This is a genomic window from Flavobacterium aquicola (assembly GCF_003385115.1).
Taxonomy (GTDB): domain Bacteria; phylum Bacteroidota; class Bacteroidia; order Flavobacteriales; family Flavobacteriaceae; genus Flavobacterium; species Flavobacterium aquicola.
Genome location: NZ_QUNI01000008.1, coordinates 146,008 through 160,047, shown reverse-complemented (window position 1 = coordinate 160,047; position 14,040 = coordinate 146,008). Strand labels below are relative to the sequence as shown.

At 34.2% G+C, this 14,040-nt stretch carries 16 protein-coding genes; 9 read left to right on the top strand and 7 right to left on the bottom strand.

Annotated elements, in window-relative coordinates:
- The 6 genes from C8P67_RS14700 (at position 1) to C8P67_RS14675 (ending at position 4,382) form a co-directional block, all read left to right on the top strand.
- Complete coding sequence (locus C8P67_RS14700) at positions 1–711, top strand: methyltransferase domain-containing protein (protein WP_115813926.1); 711 nt, start codon at positions 1–3, stop codon at positions 709–711.
- Between the two features lie 46 nt (positions 712–757).
- Complete coding sequence (locus C8P67_RS14695; protein ID WP_115813925.1) at positions 758–1,810, top strand: type III polyketide synthase; 1,053 nt, start codon at positions 758–760, stop codon at positions 1,808–1,810.
- Between the two features lie 18 nt (positions 1,811–1,828).
- A complete protein-coding gene (locus tag C8P67_RS14690; RefSeq protein ID WP_115813924.1) occupies positions 1,829–2,257 on the top strand; it encodes a 3-hydroxyacyl-ACP dehydratase FabZ family protein in 429 nt (142 codons plus the stop codon).
- A gap of 70 nt (positions 2,258–2,327) precedes the next feature.
- On the top strand, positions 2,328–3,602 hold the full coding sequence (locus C8P67_RS14685) for a beta-ketoacyl-[acyl-carrier-protein] synthase family protein (RefSeq protein WP_115813923.1): 1,275 nt from the start codon (positions 2,328–2,330) through the stop codon (positions 3,600–3,602).
- Positions 3,603–3,645: 43 nt separating this feature from the next.
- Positions 3,646–3,900 (top strand): acyl carrier protein, encoded by a 255-nt coding sequence (locus C8P67_RS14680; RefSeq protein ID WP_115813922.1) that lies wholly within the window; start codon positions 3,646–3,648, stop codon positions 3,898–3,900.
- A complete protein-coding gene (locus C8P67_RS14675; protein ID WP_115813921.1) occupies positions 3,897–4,382 on the top strand; it encodes a 4'-phosphopantetheinyl transferase family protein in 486 nt (161 codons plus the stop codon). The genes C8P67_RS14680 and C8P67_RS14675 overlap by 4 nt, the downstream gene beginning before the upstream one ends.
- Positions 4,383–4,392: 10 nt before the next feature.
- Here the strand turns inward: C8P67_RS14675 and C8P67_RS14670 are convergent, their stop codons facing one another.
- Both C8P67_RS14670 and C8P67_RS14665 read right to left on the bottom strand, forming a co-directional pair.
- Positions 4,393–4,989: a 3'-5' exonuclease gene (locus C8P67_RS14670; protein ID WP_115813920.1), complete on the bottom strand. Its 597-nt coding sequence runs from the start codon at positions 4,987–4,989 to the stop codon at positions 4,393–4,395.
- 2 nt (positions 4,990–4,991) lie between these two features.
- Positions 4,992–6,908, bottom strand: a complete 1,917-nt coding sequence (locus C8P67_RS14665; RefSeq protein WP_115813919.1) for a DUF294 nucleotidyltransferase-like domain-containing protein — start codon at positions 6,906–6,908, stop codon at positions 4,992–4,994.
- 177 nt (positions 6,909–7,085) lie between these two features.
- Here C8P67_RS14665 and C8P67_RS14660 point away from each other — a divergent pair, with 177 nt between their 5' ends.
- The 3 genes from C8P67_RS14660 to C8P67_RS14650 all read left to right on the top strand — a co-directional run bounded on the left by C8P67_RS14660 (position 7,086) and on the right by C8P67_RS14650 (position 10,567).
- Entirely contained in the window at positions 7,086–7,592 is a 507-nt protein-coding gene (locus C8P67_RS14660; protein ID WP_115813918.1) for a DUF2911 domain-containing protein, read from the top strand.
- A gap of 362 nt (positions 7,593–7,954) precedes the next feature.
- The gene (locus C8P67_RS14655) at positions 7,955–9,184 is read left to right on the top strand and encodes a multidrug effflux MFS transporter (RefSeq protein WP_115813917.1); all 1,230 of its coding nucleotides are present in this window, start codon (positions 7,955–7,957) and stop codon (positions 9,182–9,184) included.
- 78 nt (positions 9,185–9,262) lie between these two features.
- Positions 9,263–10,567, top strand: coding sequence for a rhamnogalacturonan acetylesterase (locus C8P67_RS14650; protein ID WP_115813916.1), 1,305 nt, complete (start codon positions 9,263–9,265; stop codon positions 10,565–10,567).
- 191 nt (positions 10,568–10,758) lie between these two features.
- Here C8P67_RS14650 and C8P67_RS22010 read toward each other — a convergent pair whose 3' ends face one another.
- The 5 genes from C8P67_RS22010 to C8P67_RS14625 all read right to left on the bottom strand — a co-directional run bounded on the left by C8P67_RS22010 (position 10,759) and on the right by C8P67_RS14625 (position 13,926).
- The gene (locus C8P67_RS22010) at positions 10,759–11,070 is read right to left on the bottom strand and encodes a hypothetical protein (RefSeq protein ID WP_147298239.1); all 312 of its coding nucleotides are present in this window, start codon (positions 11,068–11,070) and stop codon (positions 10,759–10,761) included.
- A 93-nt stretch (positions 11,071–11,163) separates the two neighbouring features.
- Positions 11,164–11,934: a hypothetical protein gene (locus C8P67_RS14640; protein WP_115813914.1), complete on the bottom strand. Its 771-nt coding sequence runs from the start codon at positions 11,932–11,934 to the stop codon at positions 11,164–11,166.
- Positions 11,935–12,156: 222 nt separating this feature from the next.
- A complete protein-coding gene (locus tag C8P67_RS14635) occupies positions 12,157–12,747 on the bottom strand; it encodes a hypothetical protein (RefSeq protein WP_147298238.1) in 591 nt (196 codons plus the stop codon).
- A 169-nt stretch (positions 12,748–12,916) separates the two neighbouring features.
- Positions 12,917–13,420, bottom strand: coding sequence for a hypothetical protein (locus C8P67_RS14630; RefSeq protein WP_147298237.1), 504 nt, complete (start codon positions 13,418–13,420; stop codon positions 12,917–12,919).
- A gap of 14 nt (positions 13,421–13,434) precedes the next feature.
- Positions 13,435–13,926, bottom strand: a complete 492-nt coding sequence (locus tag C8P67_RS14625) for a hypothetical protein (RefSeq protein WP_115813911.1) — start codon at positions 13,924–13,926, stop codon at positions 13,435–13,437.
- Between the last annotated feature and the right edge of the window lie 114 nt (positions 13,927–14,040).

Here is a 14,040-nt window from a genome sequence, read left to right as displayed (position 1 = left end):
ATGTTTGTAAATACCAGATATAGAACTGAAGCTCCGGAAATAATGGACGATTTTAATTTGAAAGGTGATGTTTTAAAAGCATCGCTGGATAAAATTGCTCAGATAAATCAGCTTTTAGGAGGGAATACATTGACATTGAAAGGAGTTACTGAATTACTTAAAAAAACATCCAATTCAGATTTGATTACGATTGTGGATGTTGGCTGTGGAAATGGTGATATGCTACGGAAATTAGCGGATTTTGGAATTGAGAATAATTTGGATTTTAAACTAATTGGTATTGATGCTAATGAGTTTACTGTGAATTATGCGGTTGATTTGTCTAAAGATTATTTAAATATCACATATGAAAAACTAGATGTTTATGATGAATCTTTCAAAGAGATAAAATGCGATATATTACTGTGTACATTAACGTTGCATCATTTTAAAAATAATGAAATTATTAAATTGCTAATTTCTTTTTATTCAAATTCCAAACTCGGTTTTGTGATTAATGATCTTCATAGAAGTTCTATGGCATATCGATTATTTCAGCTGGTTTGTTTTGTGTTTAGGCTGGGTGAAATGCCTCGAAAAGATGGCTTGACTTCTATTTTGAGAGGTTTTAAAAAGGAAGAACTGATTGCTTTTTCTAAAAAATTAGGATTCAAAAAATATAGCATTCAATGGAAGTGGGCTTTTCGGTATCAATGGATAATTGAAAAATAAATGGATTAGATTTTATTGATTTCAAATATAACTATCAAATGAAATAATGAGTGTAAAAATAAAATGTGTTGCCAAGCAGTTACCGAAGTTTTCAAGAACTACTGAGGAAATTCTTCCATTTTTGGATATTTGGTTAGAAGGGCAGGAGGAGCGTTTTATTCGAAAAGTAAAGAAGATTTTTGAGGGAGCTGAAGTTGATAAAAGGTATTCGATAATGGATCCGATTTCGGTTTTTGAAAATACTTCTTTTGAAGAGAAAAACGATATTTATATCAGAGAAGTCATTGATTTAGGGGAGAAAGTTTTGGATAAAGCTTTGAAAAAAGCACAATGGCAGCCCGAAGAACTGGATTTTATTATAACTGTGAGCTGTACAGGGATCATGATTCCGTCATTAGATGCTTATTTGATTAATAGTTTGAAATTACGGCAGGATATTGTGCGTCTGCCAGTTACCGAAATGGGGTGTGCGGCAGGAATTTCAGGAATTATTTACGCAAAGAATTTTCTCAAAGCAAATCCTGGTAAAAAAGCAGTGGTTATTGCAGTTGAAAGTCCTACGGCAACATTTCAATTGAATGATTTTTCGATGGCAAATATTGTGAGTGCTGCTATTTTTGGAGATGGTGCGGCTTGTGTGTTGCTTTCTTCGGCTGAAGAGGATGAAGGAGTTGAAATTTTGGATGAGGAGATGTATCATTTTTATGATAAAATTGATATGATGGGATTTAAGCTGACTAATTCTGGACTGCAGATGGTTTTGGATATTGAAGTTCCAGAAACAATTGCTTCTCATTTTGATGCAATTGTACATCCTTTTTTGCAAAAAAATAATTTAAAAATTGAAGCAATCGACCATTTAATTTTTCATCCGGGAGGGAAAAAAATTATACAGATTGTTGAACAGCTGTTTTCTGGTCATGAAAAAAATATTGATGACACCAAAGAAGTTTTAAAGCTATATGGAAACATGTCAAGTGCAACTGTATTGTGTGTTTTAGAGCGATTTATGGATAAAAAACCTAAAAAAGGCTCGAAAGGATTGATGCTGAGTTTCGGGCCAGGATTTTCGGCTCAAAGAGTTTTACTGCAGTTTTAGAGAAAATTTGTTTTAATAATGGAAAAAACTGATATAATTTCAAGGTTGCCTTATGCTAAGCCGTTTCTGTTTGTGGATGAGATTATAAGAATTGATGAAAACGGAGTGGAGGGAGAATTTACTTTTGATGAAAACCTTGATTTTTACAATGGTCATTTTAAGGATAAGCCAGTTACGCCAGGAGTTATTCTAACTGAGGTTATGGCGCAGATAGGAGTTGTTTGCTTGGGTATATTTCTGTTAAATGAAAATACGAATAAAATATCGCTAATTAGTTTAACATCAGTTAATATTGATTTTATAAAACCAGTTTTTCCAAATGAAAAAGTAACAGTGATTTCAGAAAAAATCTATTTTAGATTTGGAAAATTAAAATGTAAAGTCACTATGCAAAATGCAAAAGGCGAAACAGTTTGTAGCGGTGTAATTGCCGGTATGGTTGGTTGAATCAGAATCGAAATGACTAAGCAGTCATTAAATGTCACTTTTTTGAAATTTTACAGATATTTTAGTTTAAATGAAAAAACGCGTTGTCATAACAGGTATGGGTGTTGCAGCTCCAAACGGAGTAGGGCTTGACGCGTTTCAGCATGCGGTAAAAAATGGAATTTCGGGAATAAAGCATTTTGAAGAATTGGAAAGATTAAAATTTTCCTGCCAGATTGCCGGAATGCCAGATATCTCTACAGAATTAGCATTAAAATATTTCACAGAGCTTGAGCTTAAAAATTTTAATTCTTCAGGCATTTTATATGGGGTTATTGCAGGAATTGATGCTTGGAATGATGCCGGTTTATCAATGGAAAGATTTGACGAACCTGATTGGGACAGCGGTACAATCTTTGGTTCTGGAACTTCTGGAATTAATAAATTCAGGGAAAGTATTTATAAAATTGATGAATTTAAAGTTAGAAATTTAGGAAGTAATTCGGTAATTCAAACAATGAATAGTGGTGTCAGTGCTTATTTAGGAGGGAAATTAGGATTGGGAAATCTTGTTACTTCTAATTCTTCTGCCTGTACTACAGGAACCGAAAGCATTATTTTGGGATATGAGCGAATACAATCTGGGCAGGCAAAACGCATTTTAGCTGGTAGTACAAGTGATTCCGGACCTTATATTTGGGGGGGATTTGATGCAATGAGAGTTTGTACTTATAAACACAATCAATCGCCTGAAACAGGTTCAAGGCCAATGTCTGCCAGTGCATCGGGATTTGTTCCTGCAAGCGGTGCGGGAGCTTTGGTTCTGGAAGATTTAGAAACAGCTTTGGCACGCGGTGCGAGGATATATGCAGAAGTTACTGGAGGAGCCTTGAATTCAGGAGGGCAAAGAGGTTTAGGAACATTGACTGCGCCAAATCCTGCTGCTGTTCAAAAATGTATTCAAAGTGCGATGTTAAGTACTGGAATTACTGGTCAGGAAGTTGATGCTGTTAACGGTCATCTTACAGCAACTGCAAAGGATGGTTTGGAAATTCTGAATTGGAGTACGGCTTTAAACCGAAAAGGAATTGATTTTCCTTATATAAATTCGCTGAAATCGACTGTAGGGCATTGTTTGTCAGCAGCTGGAAGTATTGAAAGCGTTGCCACTGTTTTGCAATTGTATCAAGGATTTGTTTTCCCAAATCGAAATTGTGAAGACTTAAATCCTGAAATTGAAACGGTTATAGATGCTTCGAAAGTTCCTTTAAAACTGATTGAAACCGATTTAAATGTTGTTTTAAAGGCAAGTTTTGGTTTCGGAGATGTTAATGGATGCGTTGTTTTTAAAAAATATATATCTTAGTAGTCTTGATATTAAATAGTTAATGTTGTAAAAAGGTAAATTTATGGATAGAGAAGAAGCATTAGAAAAGTTGAAAAATATAATAAGGCCTTATGTTCAAGATCAAGGAGCTTTTGAATCTCTTTCTGAAGAAACAGATTTTATCAATGATTTGAAAATAAATTCGGCTAATCTGGTGGATGTCATTTTAGATATTGAAGAGAAGTTTGATATCTTAATTGATAACGAATCGATGAAACAAATGGTGAATGTAAAAGAAGCTATCGGTATTATTGAAAAGGAGCTCTTAAAAGAATGATTGGGAATGATATAATAGATCTGGAATTATCCCGGAAGGAAAGTAATTGGAAAAGAAAAGGTTTCTTAGAAAAAGTATTTTCTTGGGAAGAGCAGAATATGATTTATAATGATTCCAATCCGGAAATAATGGTTTGGAATTTATGGAGCAGAAAAGAAGCTGCTTATAAAATTTATAACCGCCGTACGGGAATTAGAGGTTATTTTCCGTGGTTGTTGCAGTGTTTTTATGAAAATCAGAATTCGGGAAAGGTTGTTATAGAAGATTTTGTTTTTTATACCCAAACAGAAATTACTGAAAACAGCATTTATTCTATTGCTGTTTCTGATATTGCCGATTTTGACAGAATAAAATCTTTGGAAACATTGGAAAATATAAAAAAGGCTAATGGAATTCCGTATTTTTTAGATACAACTGCAGAGACAAAACGGCCAGTTTCTATTACGCATCATGGTCGTTTCCAAAAGATAATTTCGCTCTAAGGTTTGCCGATTACTTAATGCCTAATTTTTTCTTCAATTTCAAAAATAATAAAGCAATCGTATAAGCATCTTCCGAAGGTGAATTGCGATAGTTTTTAGGGAGTTTAAAAATTTCTGACAATTCATCCAATGAAAACTGTTTGTCATTGATGTCGACTAGTTTTCGATACATTACATCAATGTCTAAGGCTTCATTTTTTAATCTGCCACAATCTAGTCTTTCTAAGGCATTGTTAATCATTTCAACATCAAAATCAACGTGATGTCCTATCAAAACAGCATTTCCTATATATTCTATAAAGCTTTGAATAGCTTCTGGTTCGCCTAATTTTTTCATTTTACTTTCCAGAATAAATTCATTTGACAAGCCATTGTCATGAAAATATTTGTATTGCAGTAAAATAGACTCAAAATTATCACCGATATGGATTTTATTATTAATTATAGCAAAAGAACCTATAGATAAAATAACATCTTTCTCGGGATTTAATCCTGAAGTTTCAGTAGTAAACACCACGTACCGCTTAGGTTTTTGGTCAAACTTAGCAAGGTAAGTTTTCCAAAATTCGGGATGTTCTTTGTTTATATTTTTTAGCCAATCTAGCATTATTATGAGAATTGCGTTAGTTTGAAATTACTTTTAATTAACTCTTCCAGGTCTTTCATTGGGGCTAAGGCATTCTTTAGTTTTTCCTTGTCTAATTTGCTAAGTTCATTCATACTTATATACTGACCAGAATTTTCATTTTTCAGTCCTTCATTTACTCTAAATTTAGATAAAGTCAAAAATGCTTCGGCACAGTTTAAATAAATATCTGAATGTTTGGAATCGATAATAGCTAATTGTTTGAAACGTGAATACGTATTGTTAAGTCCTTTGATGTTAAAATGTAATGCAAATAATCTTGCTCCATCAATAAGAGGCATTAAAGCTCTTGTTTTTATATCAAATTTGCCTTTGTATGGTTCTTCTTCTTCTAGTGCAAATTTCTTGAAAAATGTAAGAGGCGAATTTTTTCTTAACGCATCATTGCCTAGGAAATCGAAAAATAAAGAGTTGTGTTCCTGATTTTTTGAAATAACATTTTCAATAGCTTCAAATATTTTTTTCTCACCAAAAACAAGTTCTAAGTCAAAGAAAATACTGCTTAAGTCGTTGCTGTTTTCTCCTGGAGTATTCATCCAGCTGTCATATTGTTTAGTCCAGTCTGTCAGTGATTTACACCAAAGTATATTGCTTGCCATATGACCATTCGGACACAATTCGTAGCCTACTTTTTCGAGTGTGGCCGTCGTCCTTTTTCCTAATTTCAAAAAGTAATCTCTTACGTCCCTGTATTTATCAGGAAGTACATCTTCGAATATTAAAATACTATCTTGGTCGGTAAGTAATAATTGCTCTTTTCTGCCTTGACTTCCAATGCTTAACCAAACAAATCTTGCTAGGGGAGAACCCAATTCCAAAATCGATAATTCTACTGCGCGTTTTAAAATAGCGGAGTTTATTTCGCTCGCAATGTTGTTTATATTGGAAAGCGGAATGTTCTTGTGAATTGAATTTTGAATTAATTCTGTTAGTCGTTCTCTAATATGTTTTAAATCCTTAGGGCTGGATGCACGTTTAATTTCTTTTATTAAAACTCCAGGATTATTGGCCTGAGCTATAATTAAATCATGTTCGGAAATCACACCTTTAATTACTGATTTATCTGTCCCATCCAAAGTAACGCATAGGTGAGTCACATTGTTTTTCAGCATTAGCAGCTGTGCCTCAGCTAGTGAAATGTTTTCTACAACGGTTACAACAGGAGAAGACATAATAGCTTTCATGGTAACTGTCAAAGGAAATTGCCCCGTAGCGATTTTGGAACACATGTCACTATGAGTAATAATTCCGATAGGCAGCTGATCCTGACATATAGTAACACTTGTTGTAGCATTTTCTGTCATTAAAACAGCAACATCCTTCGCTGTATCATTGATGGAAGCTGTCAGTGGTGAACGATTATAATTTAAAGATTGAAAATACTGCATTTCTGACTTCTGATCTAAATTAAAGACATTGTCATTAGCCAGTTTCCCTCTTAAGCTTTCTTTTTCTTTAGGATTCCAGGTGTTAGTTGCAAAACTTTCCAAAAGGAAATTTAATACGTCTGGATTATTAGCAACAAAAGGCCTGAATGTTGTAATTGGAATACCATATACGATACTGTCTTCTCTGGATTTCGCCGTCATCATATAATTGTTTTTGGCAAAAAAGGGTCTTAGCCCTAAAACATCACCGGTATGACACTTATTTAAAAGTGTTTCTTCAGCATCTGCAATGACTGATAAATTAATCGTACCAGAGGCAACTACATAAAAACAATCATGTAATTTGTCATTTATTTGAAATAAAGTTTCGTTTTTATCTAAATTTAAAACGCGGATATTTGTCGCAATAGCTGATAGCTCTTGGAAAGTCAAGTTGTCAAACGGTGGATATTCTTTTAAAAAATCAGCAATATTTTCGGCAATTGTATTCATAGTTTTGTTCTAAAAGTAAGGCTTGTAAAAATAATAAAAAATTGGCTTCAAAACGAAGATATAAAATTGTTAAGTGTTTAAATTACAGAATAGTTAAATTTTTCATAAAATAATATGTGATGGTATGGTATTGGCGGCAATTATTTAATTTTATTTCAAAATAATTAAAAAAACACTATGAAAGCCTTAAAAAATCAATTCGCTGTATTAATTGCATTATTTACTTTAGTATTTGCAAATGCGCAAGACAAACCTAAAAGTCCGGCTGAGACTGTAACGGGAAAAATTAAAGGAGCTACAATTACAATCAATTATGGAAGTCCGTCTGTAAGAGAGAGAAAAATTTGGGGAGAATTAGTACCATTTGATGCTGTTTGGCGTGCTGGAGCAAATGATGCAACAACATTTGAAACAGATAAAGAAATTACTATTGAAGGTTCAAAACTGCCGGCAGGAAAATATTCGTTTTTTGTAATCCCAAATGAAAAAGAAAGTACAATTATATTTAATAAAGAAGCTAAACAATGGGGAGCTTATAAATATGATGAAAAGAAAGATCAGCTTCGTGTAAAAGTAAAACCAAAAACTGCTGGTTCAAGCGTTGAAAAATTAGTTTATAAAATTAATTCAAATGATGTTGTTTTGAGCTGGGATACATGGAATATCAGTTTTAGCGTAAAATAATATTTCTAAAATATTTTGCTGAATAATTTAAAATCATCGTCAAATAGGCGATGATTTTTTTTTGTCTTTAGTTTTCAAGTAGGTGTATGTATTTGTTTAAAGTTTTTTTTGTCTCGTGAGTTGAAGAAAGTAATAGAATGATTAAAAGAAATAGATCTTTTAATTATTCTATTTTACATAATATAAATTATAATTCATTTACATATGCATGTTTTTTATGAGAAACTGGTGAAAATCTCATTGTTTTGAACGTTTTATATATGATATCGTTCTTCAATTTAAAGCAGCAATAATTTTCATTTAACGCTTCATGAAAATTATAATATTTCAATACCCTATCTTTGCGGCAGACAAAAAAGATTATGACAAAAGGAAAATACATTCAGCTGATACTGATTTTGGGTTCTATGACGGCTCTTGGGCCATTTTCGATTGATATGTATTTGCCTAGTTTTTCGGGGATTGCTAAGGATCTTCATACTTCGGTAACTTTGGTTTCAGAATCGCTTTCGAGTTATTTTATAGGAATTTCATTTGGACAATTATTATATGGTCCGTTATTGGATCGTTTTGGACGAAAAAAGCCTTTGTTTATTGGGCTGATGGTTTATATTCTGGCTTCTTTTGGATGTGCTGTGGTGGCTGATATTCATGTTTTTATCGGACTTAGATTTATTCAGGCTGTTGGCAGCTGTGCGGCTACAGTCGCTGCGGTTGCGATGGTTCGGGATTTGTTTCCTGTGAAGGAAATACCAAATGTTTTATCCAAATTAATGCTGGTTCTTGGGCTTTCGCCAATGCTGGCACCAACCATTGGAAGTTATGTTACCACTTACTACGGCTGGCATCCAATTTTTTATATCCTAATGTTTCTAGGGACTTTTATATTGATTGCATCACAAGTAGGTTTGCCGGACAGTCATAAACCTGATCCAACTATTTCGCTGAAACCCAAACCAATCATTGCTAATTTTGTATCAATCATCAAAGTGCCACAGTTTTATACATATGCCTTGACGGGATCTATTGCATTCTCTGGGTTGTTTACTTATGTTGCAGCTTCTCCAATTCTGTTCATGGATATTTTAAAAGTTGATGCTACAGTTTACGGCTGGATATTTGCTTTTATGTCTGTGAGTTTTATTGGTTCAAGCCAATTGAATTCCATATTACTGCGAAGATTTTCCAGTGAGCAGATGATTTTTGGTGCATTGACTGCCCAAATAGCAATCAGTACGGTCTTTTTGATTTTGGCAATAAATGATGATTTAGGATTGTACAGTACAATGACACTGTTGTTTCTGTTTTTGGCTTGTTTGGGTATTTCCAACCCTAACACAGCTGGATTGACCCTCGCTCCTTTTGCTAAAAATACTGGAAGCGCCTCGGCATTGATGGGTGCTACTCAGTTGGGTATTGGTGCTTTATCATCGTTTGCAGTTGGGATTTTTGTAAAAGATTCGATGGTTCCGATGGTGGCTATTATGACCTGTACCACGATTATTGCTTTTATTGTTTTGAATATTGGCAAAAGGAATATTAAGGAAACTATTGTGAATAATGGAGATGATGAAATTGTGATTGGTCATTAAAATTTATTCTATATTTTTAAGAGCAATCATTGTACATTAGCAATCAGTTTATATCAAATAATTTTAAGCCCCCACTTTATGAAACATTTTAAAAGCATCTTTTTATTTCTATGCATAACCCATTTATTCTGTGCTAATGCCCAAGATAACGCACCAATTAAAGAATTTTATTTTGGTACAAATGCTGATAAAAAAACTGGTACTGTCATAAATAAAGCTGTTGTGTATACCAAAGCTATTGGATACGGATTTGATTTGCAATCTGATAAAAATGTAGCTTTTGACGACAAATCAATATCGGCTAAGAGCCCGTTTTATTTTTCGATGAAGCTTTCAGAAGGGAATTATAGTGTGGAAGTCGTTTTGGGTGGCAATAATAGCGGTATTACAACTGTAAAGGCCGAGTCCAGAAGATTGATGCTGCGGGAGATTAAAACTGCTCCAAAAGAAACTAAAACAATGCGGTTTGTGGTCAATGTAAGAAATGCGAAATTTGATATAAACAATACCATAAATCTTAAATCTGCCGAACTTAAAGGGCTGAATTGGGATGAGAAACTGACCCTAGAGTTTTTGGGGACATCAATTGTTCAAAGCATTAAGGTCACTCCTATTTCAAAAATTATAACAATTTATATGGCTGGGGATTCTACTGTTATGGAACATGATATGGAGCCGTGGGCATCATGGCCGCAGTTTTTTCAAAATTATCTAACGACAGATGTTGTGATTGCTGATTATGCTTATTCAGGATTGACACTCAGATCTTTTGAGGCCACCTATCGATTGGAGAAAATTTTATACTTAATGGAGCCAGGCGATTATCTTTTTATTGAGTTTGGCCACAATGACGAAAAAGCAACAGGAGACGGAAAAAGTGCTTCGGGGGTGTATACCGCTTTATTAAAGGATTTAATTACCAAAACCAGAAATAAAGGAGGTTCTCCAATATTGATAACTCCAGTACAAAGACGTATTTTTAATTCTAATGGGACTTTGAAGCCTACTCACGGCGAGTTTCCGGATGCAATGCGAAAAGTGGCTCAAGAGATGCAGGTTCCTTTGATAGATGTTACTAAAATGACAACTTCTTTGTACCAAAGCTGGGGTAATGAACTTTCGAAAAAAGCCTTCGTTCATTATCCAGACGGCACCTTTCCCGGACAAATAGGTGCTTTGGCTGATAATACCCATTTTAATAGTTTTGGTGCCAATGAAGTAGCTCGATGTATAGTACAGAATATTAAAAACGCAGGTTTTGCTTTTGCTAAACATATAAAACCGACAGTTCCTCATTATATTTTTAAAAACCCAGGCAAACCAAGTGACTGGACTGTGCCAATGAGCGCCCGAATTGGAACTGACAAACCTGATGGGGAATAAAAAGTTTCATTGAAAGTTGTACGAACATAACTTTTTTGAGATTCTTTCGTGTACTAGAGTGACGATCGGGCTAGCGGGAAAACTGCTTCATTCCTACCAATCACATTTTTTAAATACCCCAACAATCCGCAAACTTGTCATTCCGGCGTAGGAGGAATCTTCACTTGCTATTCCGTAACATTCAAGGAGTTTTATTGTAGAGCAGCTTGCGGAGATTCCTCCTGCGTCGGAATGACAATATTGGGTATTGAATTTATAAATTGGAATGCAATAACCATAAATGAGAATGTTATATTTATAAGTTGGAATGCAATATCCGTAAATGCGAATGCTATATTTATAAATTGGAATGCAATATCCGTAAATGCGAATGCTATATTTATAAATTGGAATGCAATATCCGTAAATGCGAATGTTATATTTATAAATTGGAATGCAATATCCGTAAATGAGAATGCTATATTTATAAATTGGAATGCAATATCCGTAAATGCGAATGCCATATTTATAAATTGGAATGCAATAACCGTAAATCAGAATGTTATAATCAAAAACAGGACAAGTGTATTTGAATATACCGGCCCTGTTTTTTAGTTTTATTTTAAGCTTTTCACAAATTTTAGTCCGCTTACTTGAGCGAACTGTGGGGATGCTGCTCCGTAGATTGATTTTATGTATTTTTTTACATCGGCGGCGATGTCCAGTAATCCTGTTTCTTCTTTGTATAATATGGCGTTACGGGCGATTCTTGAATTGCTGATCGCTGCATATGCTGTTGCAACGGCATTGTTTTTGGCAGTCAGGTCGGTTTGTTTTGTGGTTAGGGATGCCACTTTTAAATCGGCTTCGTTTGGCAGATAAGTTGTTTCCGATTTTAGTACTGAAATTAATCCCGCCAAGTGCTGTATCTGCTGATCATAGGACAGCTGACTTGTAGAAATAGTTTTTGGTACTTCGGCATTTGGGTCGATTGGCGTTTCGGCTTTTTTAGATTTGGTTCCTTGCAGTTTTTTGTTAAATCCTTTTGCATCATCAACTTTTTGACTTGAGGCATCGGTGATCTGCAATGCGTTTACTAGTCTGGTTGCCAGTGTTTTTAAATTTTTGAATGCCACTGCCCTCTCGTTGACTTTATTGTTGAAAGCGGTATTTTTGGTTACCACATCTCCTAAACTTGCCTGAACTGCTGTAGCAAGTGCGGTAAGCTGTGGCAGTTTTAATGCATTTTTGCTCGGGTTGTATGTTGCCCCATATGCGGTTACGAAAGCAATTAGACTCTGAAAGTTTGCCACGTTCTTGGCGTGACCTGTCTCGCTCACTGAATTTCTTTTTTTAGTGTCTGGACTTAATTTTGATGTAGATTCCATGGTTTGAAGGTTTTAAATAGTTAATTAATCCTTCAAATATAAATTATAAAATTTAACCTACACTATTTTTATTACAAAAAAAGAAAGCTATTGTATTACAATAACTTTCTTTTTTGTGATAAATTGTAGATGTAACTTTTTTGAGATTCAAAATGGGTACGAGCGGGACGCTCGCACTAGCAGGGGGCCAAATCCGTTGTAGTGGCTGTTGGCAGTAGTTGTTTATTCTTTCAAAACATTATCTATTTTAAAGTATCTTTCAGCTACTCTTTTCGGATTCATAATTTCTTCATCACATTCAGTTGGTTTTTGTTGTCTAACTTGTATTCCATTAAAATAGTTGGCTTCTAATTGTTTTAAATTTTTGGCTGGACTACTTGCTCCAATACTTATTTTATTAATATCAATTTTAAGATTATCAACAACTCTTATATTTTTGGTTGAAGAATTTTCATTAAGATACGTAAGGTCATAACTATCAATGCAATTACCATCGAAACCACTTTGAATTTTTCTTGCGAAAAAATTCAATACACTAATATCTTTCTGATTAGGAACAACCCATCTATAATCACTAAGACATATACCGTACCAGATTCCTGCTTCATCTTGGTTAAAGTCCATTACAACTCCAATATAATATTGTTTGTCAATAAAAATTGAAACAACATCTCCAATTTTAAATTTTAATTTTTCAGTTTTTATTCCATCCCAATTTGGTTTCATTATGTCTGGATGAAAATTATCAGACTTCTTATTCTCACAGCTTGTTATGAGGAATGTTAGGAGTGAAATTAAAAGAAGTTTTCTCATTAGAATAAATGTGTTTTTGGAGTACAATTACTGCCAACGTTCTGGCACTACAGCGGGTTTGGAGTTAAATTAAGCCCATTATTCGGATTTGCCAAATCTTCCAAATACATAACCATCTTTCAATTAAGCCTATTGGCCAAATCCGTTGTCGTAGCTGTTAGTGGCTGGGCTATTGTTCGATGGAAGTACTGTTATTATTATGTGTTTGTTTTGTTTGGGGTCTTCGTCCGATTGCATTCCATTCTAGTATTTCAGAATGTTTGTCTATTAGCCAGTCTTCAAGAGCTTTTCGCATATAAGGTGGTTCAATTGTGATTATCGAAATTCCAATACATTTCTTTTGTTTAAGTACTTCCTTTATCTTGTCGAGTTGGGCACCAGTAGCTTCGTTTTTCTTTGTCAAATGTGCTCTAATTCGTTGTCTGGATATTTTATTTCCCGCGTGTCCAATGTATTTAGGAGAAAAATTGTTTGGAGATATCCCAGTCCAAATACAGTAAATAATTGACTGTCCAGAAATACCATTTAGTAGGTCTTGATTATTTGCGTCAAAGGTTGTGTGGTCAAAATCAAAATATTTGATTATAGAAATGTTACCTTTATCAAAAAGCATAGTTTCGGATTTTAAAAAGTCTGCTTCAATAATTACTTTGTCGAAGGTAATCTTGCCCATAAATTGGTCTAGTTCTAATTGTTTATTTTTTTCCAAGTCCAAGTGTCTCCTAAAATATCTTGTTTAGACTTAGAATGTCCAATCCATTTTCCTTCCATATTGCTAGAATCTATTACTCTTAACTCGAAAGTGCCAAAATATCCAAGTTTGTCGTTTTTGTCAAACCAACTACCGTAAATGAAGTTTTCTCTTGTCTGTGCATATATGCAATAGGTTTTCCCCTTAGAATGAAACTCTCCGTAACAGAAAACACCCAATTGTCTTATAGTGACATTACTATGCCTATCAATGTCTTTGGGAAAACTTGAAGTTGAATCAAAATTCCAGACTTGCTCCCATAATCCTGCAACAACATTTGGTGTTGCCCTGAAGAGCCATCTTACAGGAAGCCAATGAAACCAGCGAATTATGTATATTGCAATATTAAAGTCTAAAAGAGTTTTGAGAATTAGTCCGATTGCAAAACCAATTGCTCCGGTTAATATATTATTCCAGTCTATTGTCATTTTTGATTGTTAGTTTTATGTAGTAAGTTTTTGTTAGCACATCTGCGTCAGCCTTGCCACTAACGTTCTGGCACTACAGCGGGTTTGGGACTAAATTAAGCCCATTCTTCGGAT

Excerpts from the sequence above, each read along its gene's own strand:
- C8P67_RS14655 (WP_115813917.1), top strand. The coding sequence starts at position 7,955 with ATGACAAAAGGAAAATACATTCAGCTGATACTGATTTTGGGTTCTATG.
- C8P67_RS14675 (WP_115813921.1), top strand. The coding sequence starts at position 3,897 with ATGATTGGGAATGATATAATAGATCTGGAATTATCCCGGAAGGAAAGT.
- C8P67_RS14640 (WP_115813914.1), bottom strand. The coding sequence starts at position 11,934 with ATGGAATCTACATCAAAATTAAGTCCAGACACTAAAAAAAGAAATTCA.
- C8P67_RS14670 (WP_115813920.1), bottom strand. The coding sequence starts at position 4,989 with ATGCTAGATTGGCTAAAAAATATAAACAAAGAACATCCCGAATTTTGG.
- C8P67_RS14690 (WP_115813924.1), top strand. The coding sequence starts at position 1,829 with ATGGAAAAAACTGATATAATTTCAAGGTTGCCTTATGCTAAGCCGTTT.
- C8P67_RS14695 (WP_115813925.1), top strand. The coding sequence starts at position 758 with ATGAGTGTAAAAATAAAATGTGTTGCCAAGCAGTTACCGAAGTTTTCA.
- C8P67_RS14630 (WP_147298237.1), bottom strand. The coding sequence starts at position 13,420 with ATGGGCAAGATTACCTTCGACAAAGTAATTATTGAAGCAGACTTTTTA.
- C8P67_RS22010 (WP_147298239.1), bottom strand. The coding sequence starts at position 11,070 with ATGGCATTCGCATTTACGGATATTGCATTCCAATTTATAAATATAGCA.
- C8P67_RS14625 (WP_115813911.1), bottom strand. The coding sequence starts at position 13,926 with ATGACAATAGACTGGAATAATATATTAACCGGAGCAATTGGTTTTGCA.
- C8P67_RS14635 (WP_147298238.1), bottom strand. The coding sequence starts at position 12,747 with ATGAGAAAACTTCTTTTAATTTCACTCCTAACATTCCTCATAACAAGC.
- C8P67_RS14665 (WP_115813919.1), bottom strand. The coding sequence starts at position 6,908 with ATGAATACAATTGCCGAAAATATTGCTGATTTTTTAAAAGAATATCCA.
- C8P67_RS14650 (WP_115813916.1), top strand. The coding sequence starts at position 9,263 with ATGAAACATTTTAAAAGCATCTTTTTATTTCTATGCATAACCCATTTA.
- C8P67_RS14685 (WP_115813923.1), top strand. The coding sequence starts at position 2,328 with ATGAAAAAACGCGTTGTCATAACAGGTATGGGTGTTGCAGCTCCAAAC.
- C8P67_RS14700 (WP_115813926.1), top strand. The coding sequence starts at position 1 with ATGTTTGTAAATACCAGATATAGAACTGAAGCTCCGGAAATAATGGAC.
- C8P67_RS14680 (WP_115813922.1), top strand. The coding sequence starts at position 3,646 with ATGGATAGAGAAGAAGCATTAGAAAAGTTGAAAAATATAATAAGGCCT.
- C8P67_RS14660 (WP_115813918.1), top strand. The coding sequence starts at position 7,086 with ATGAAAGCCTTAAAAAATCAATTCGCTGTATTAATTGCATTATTTACT.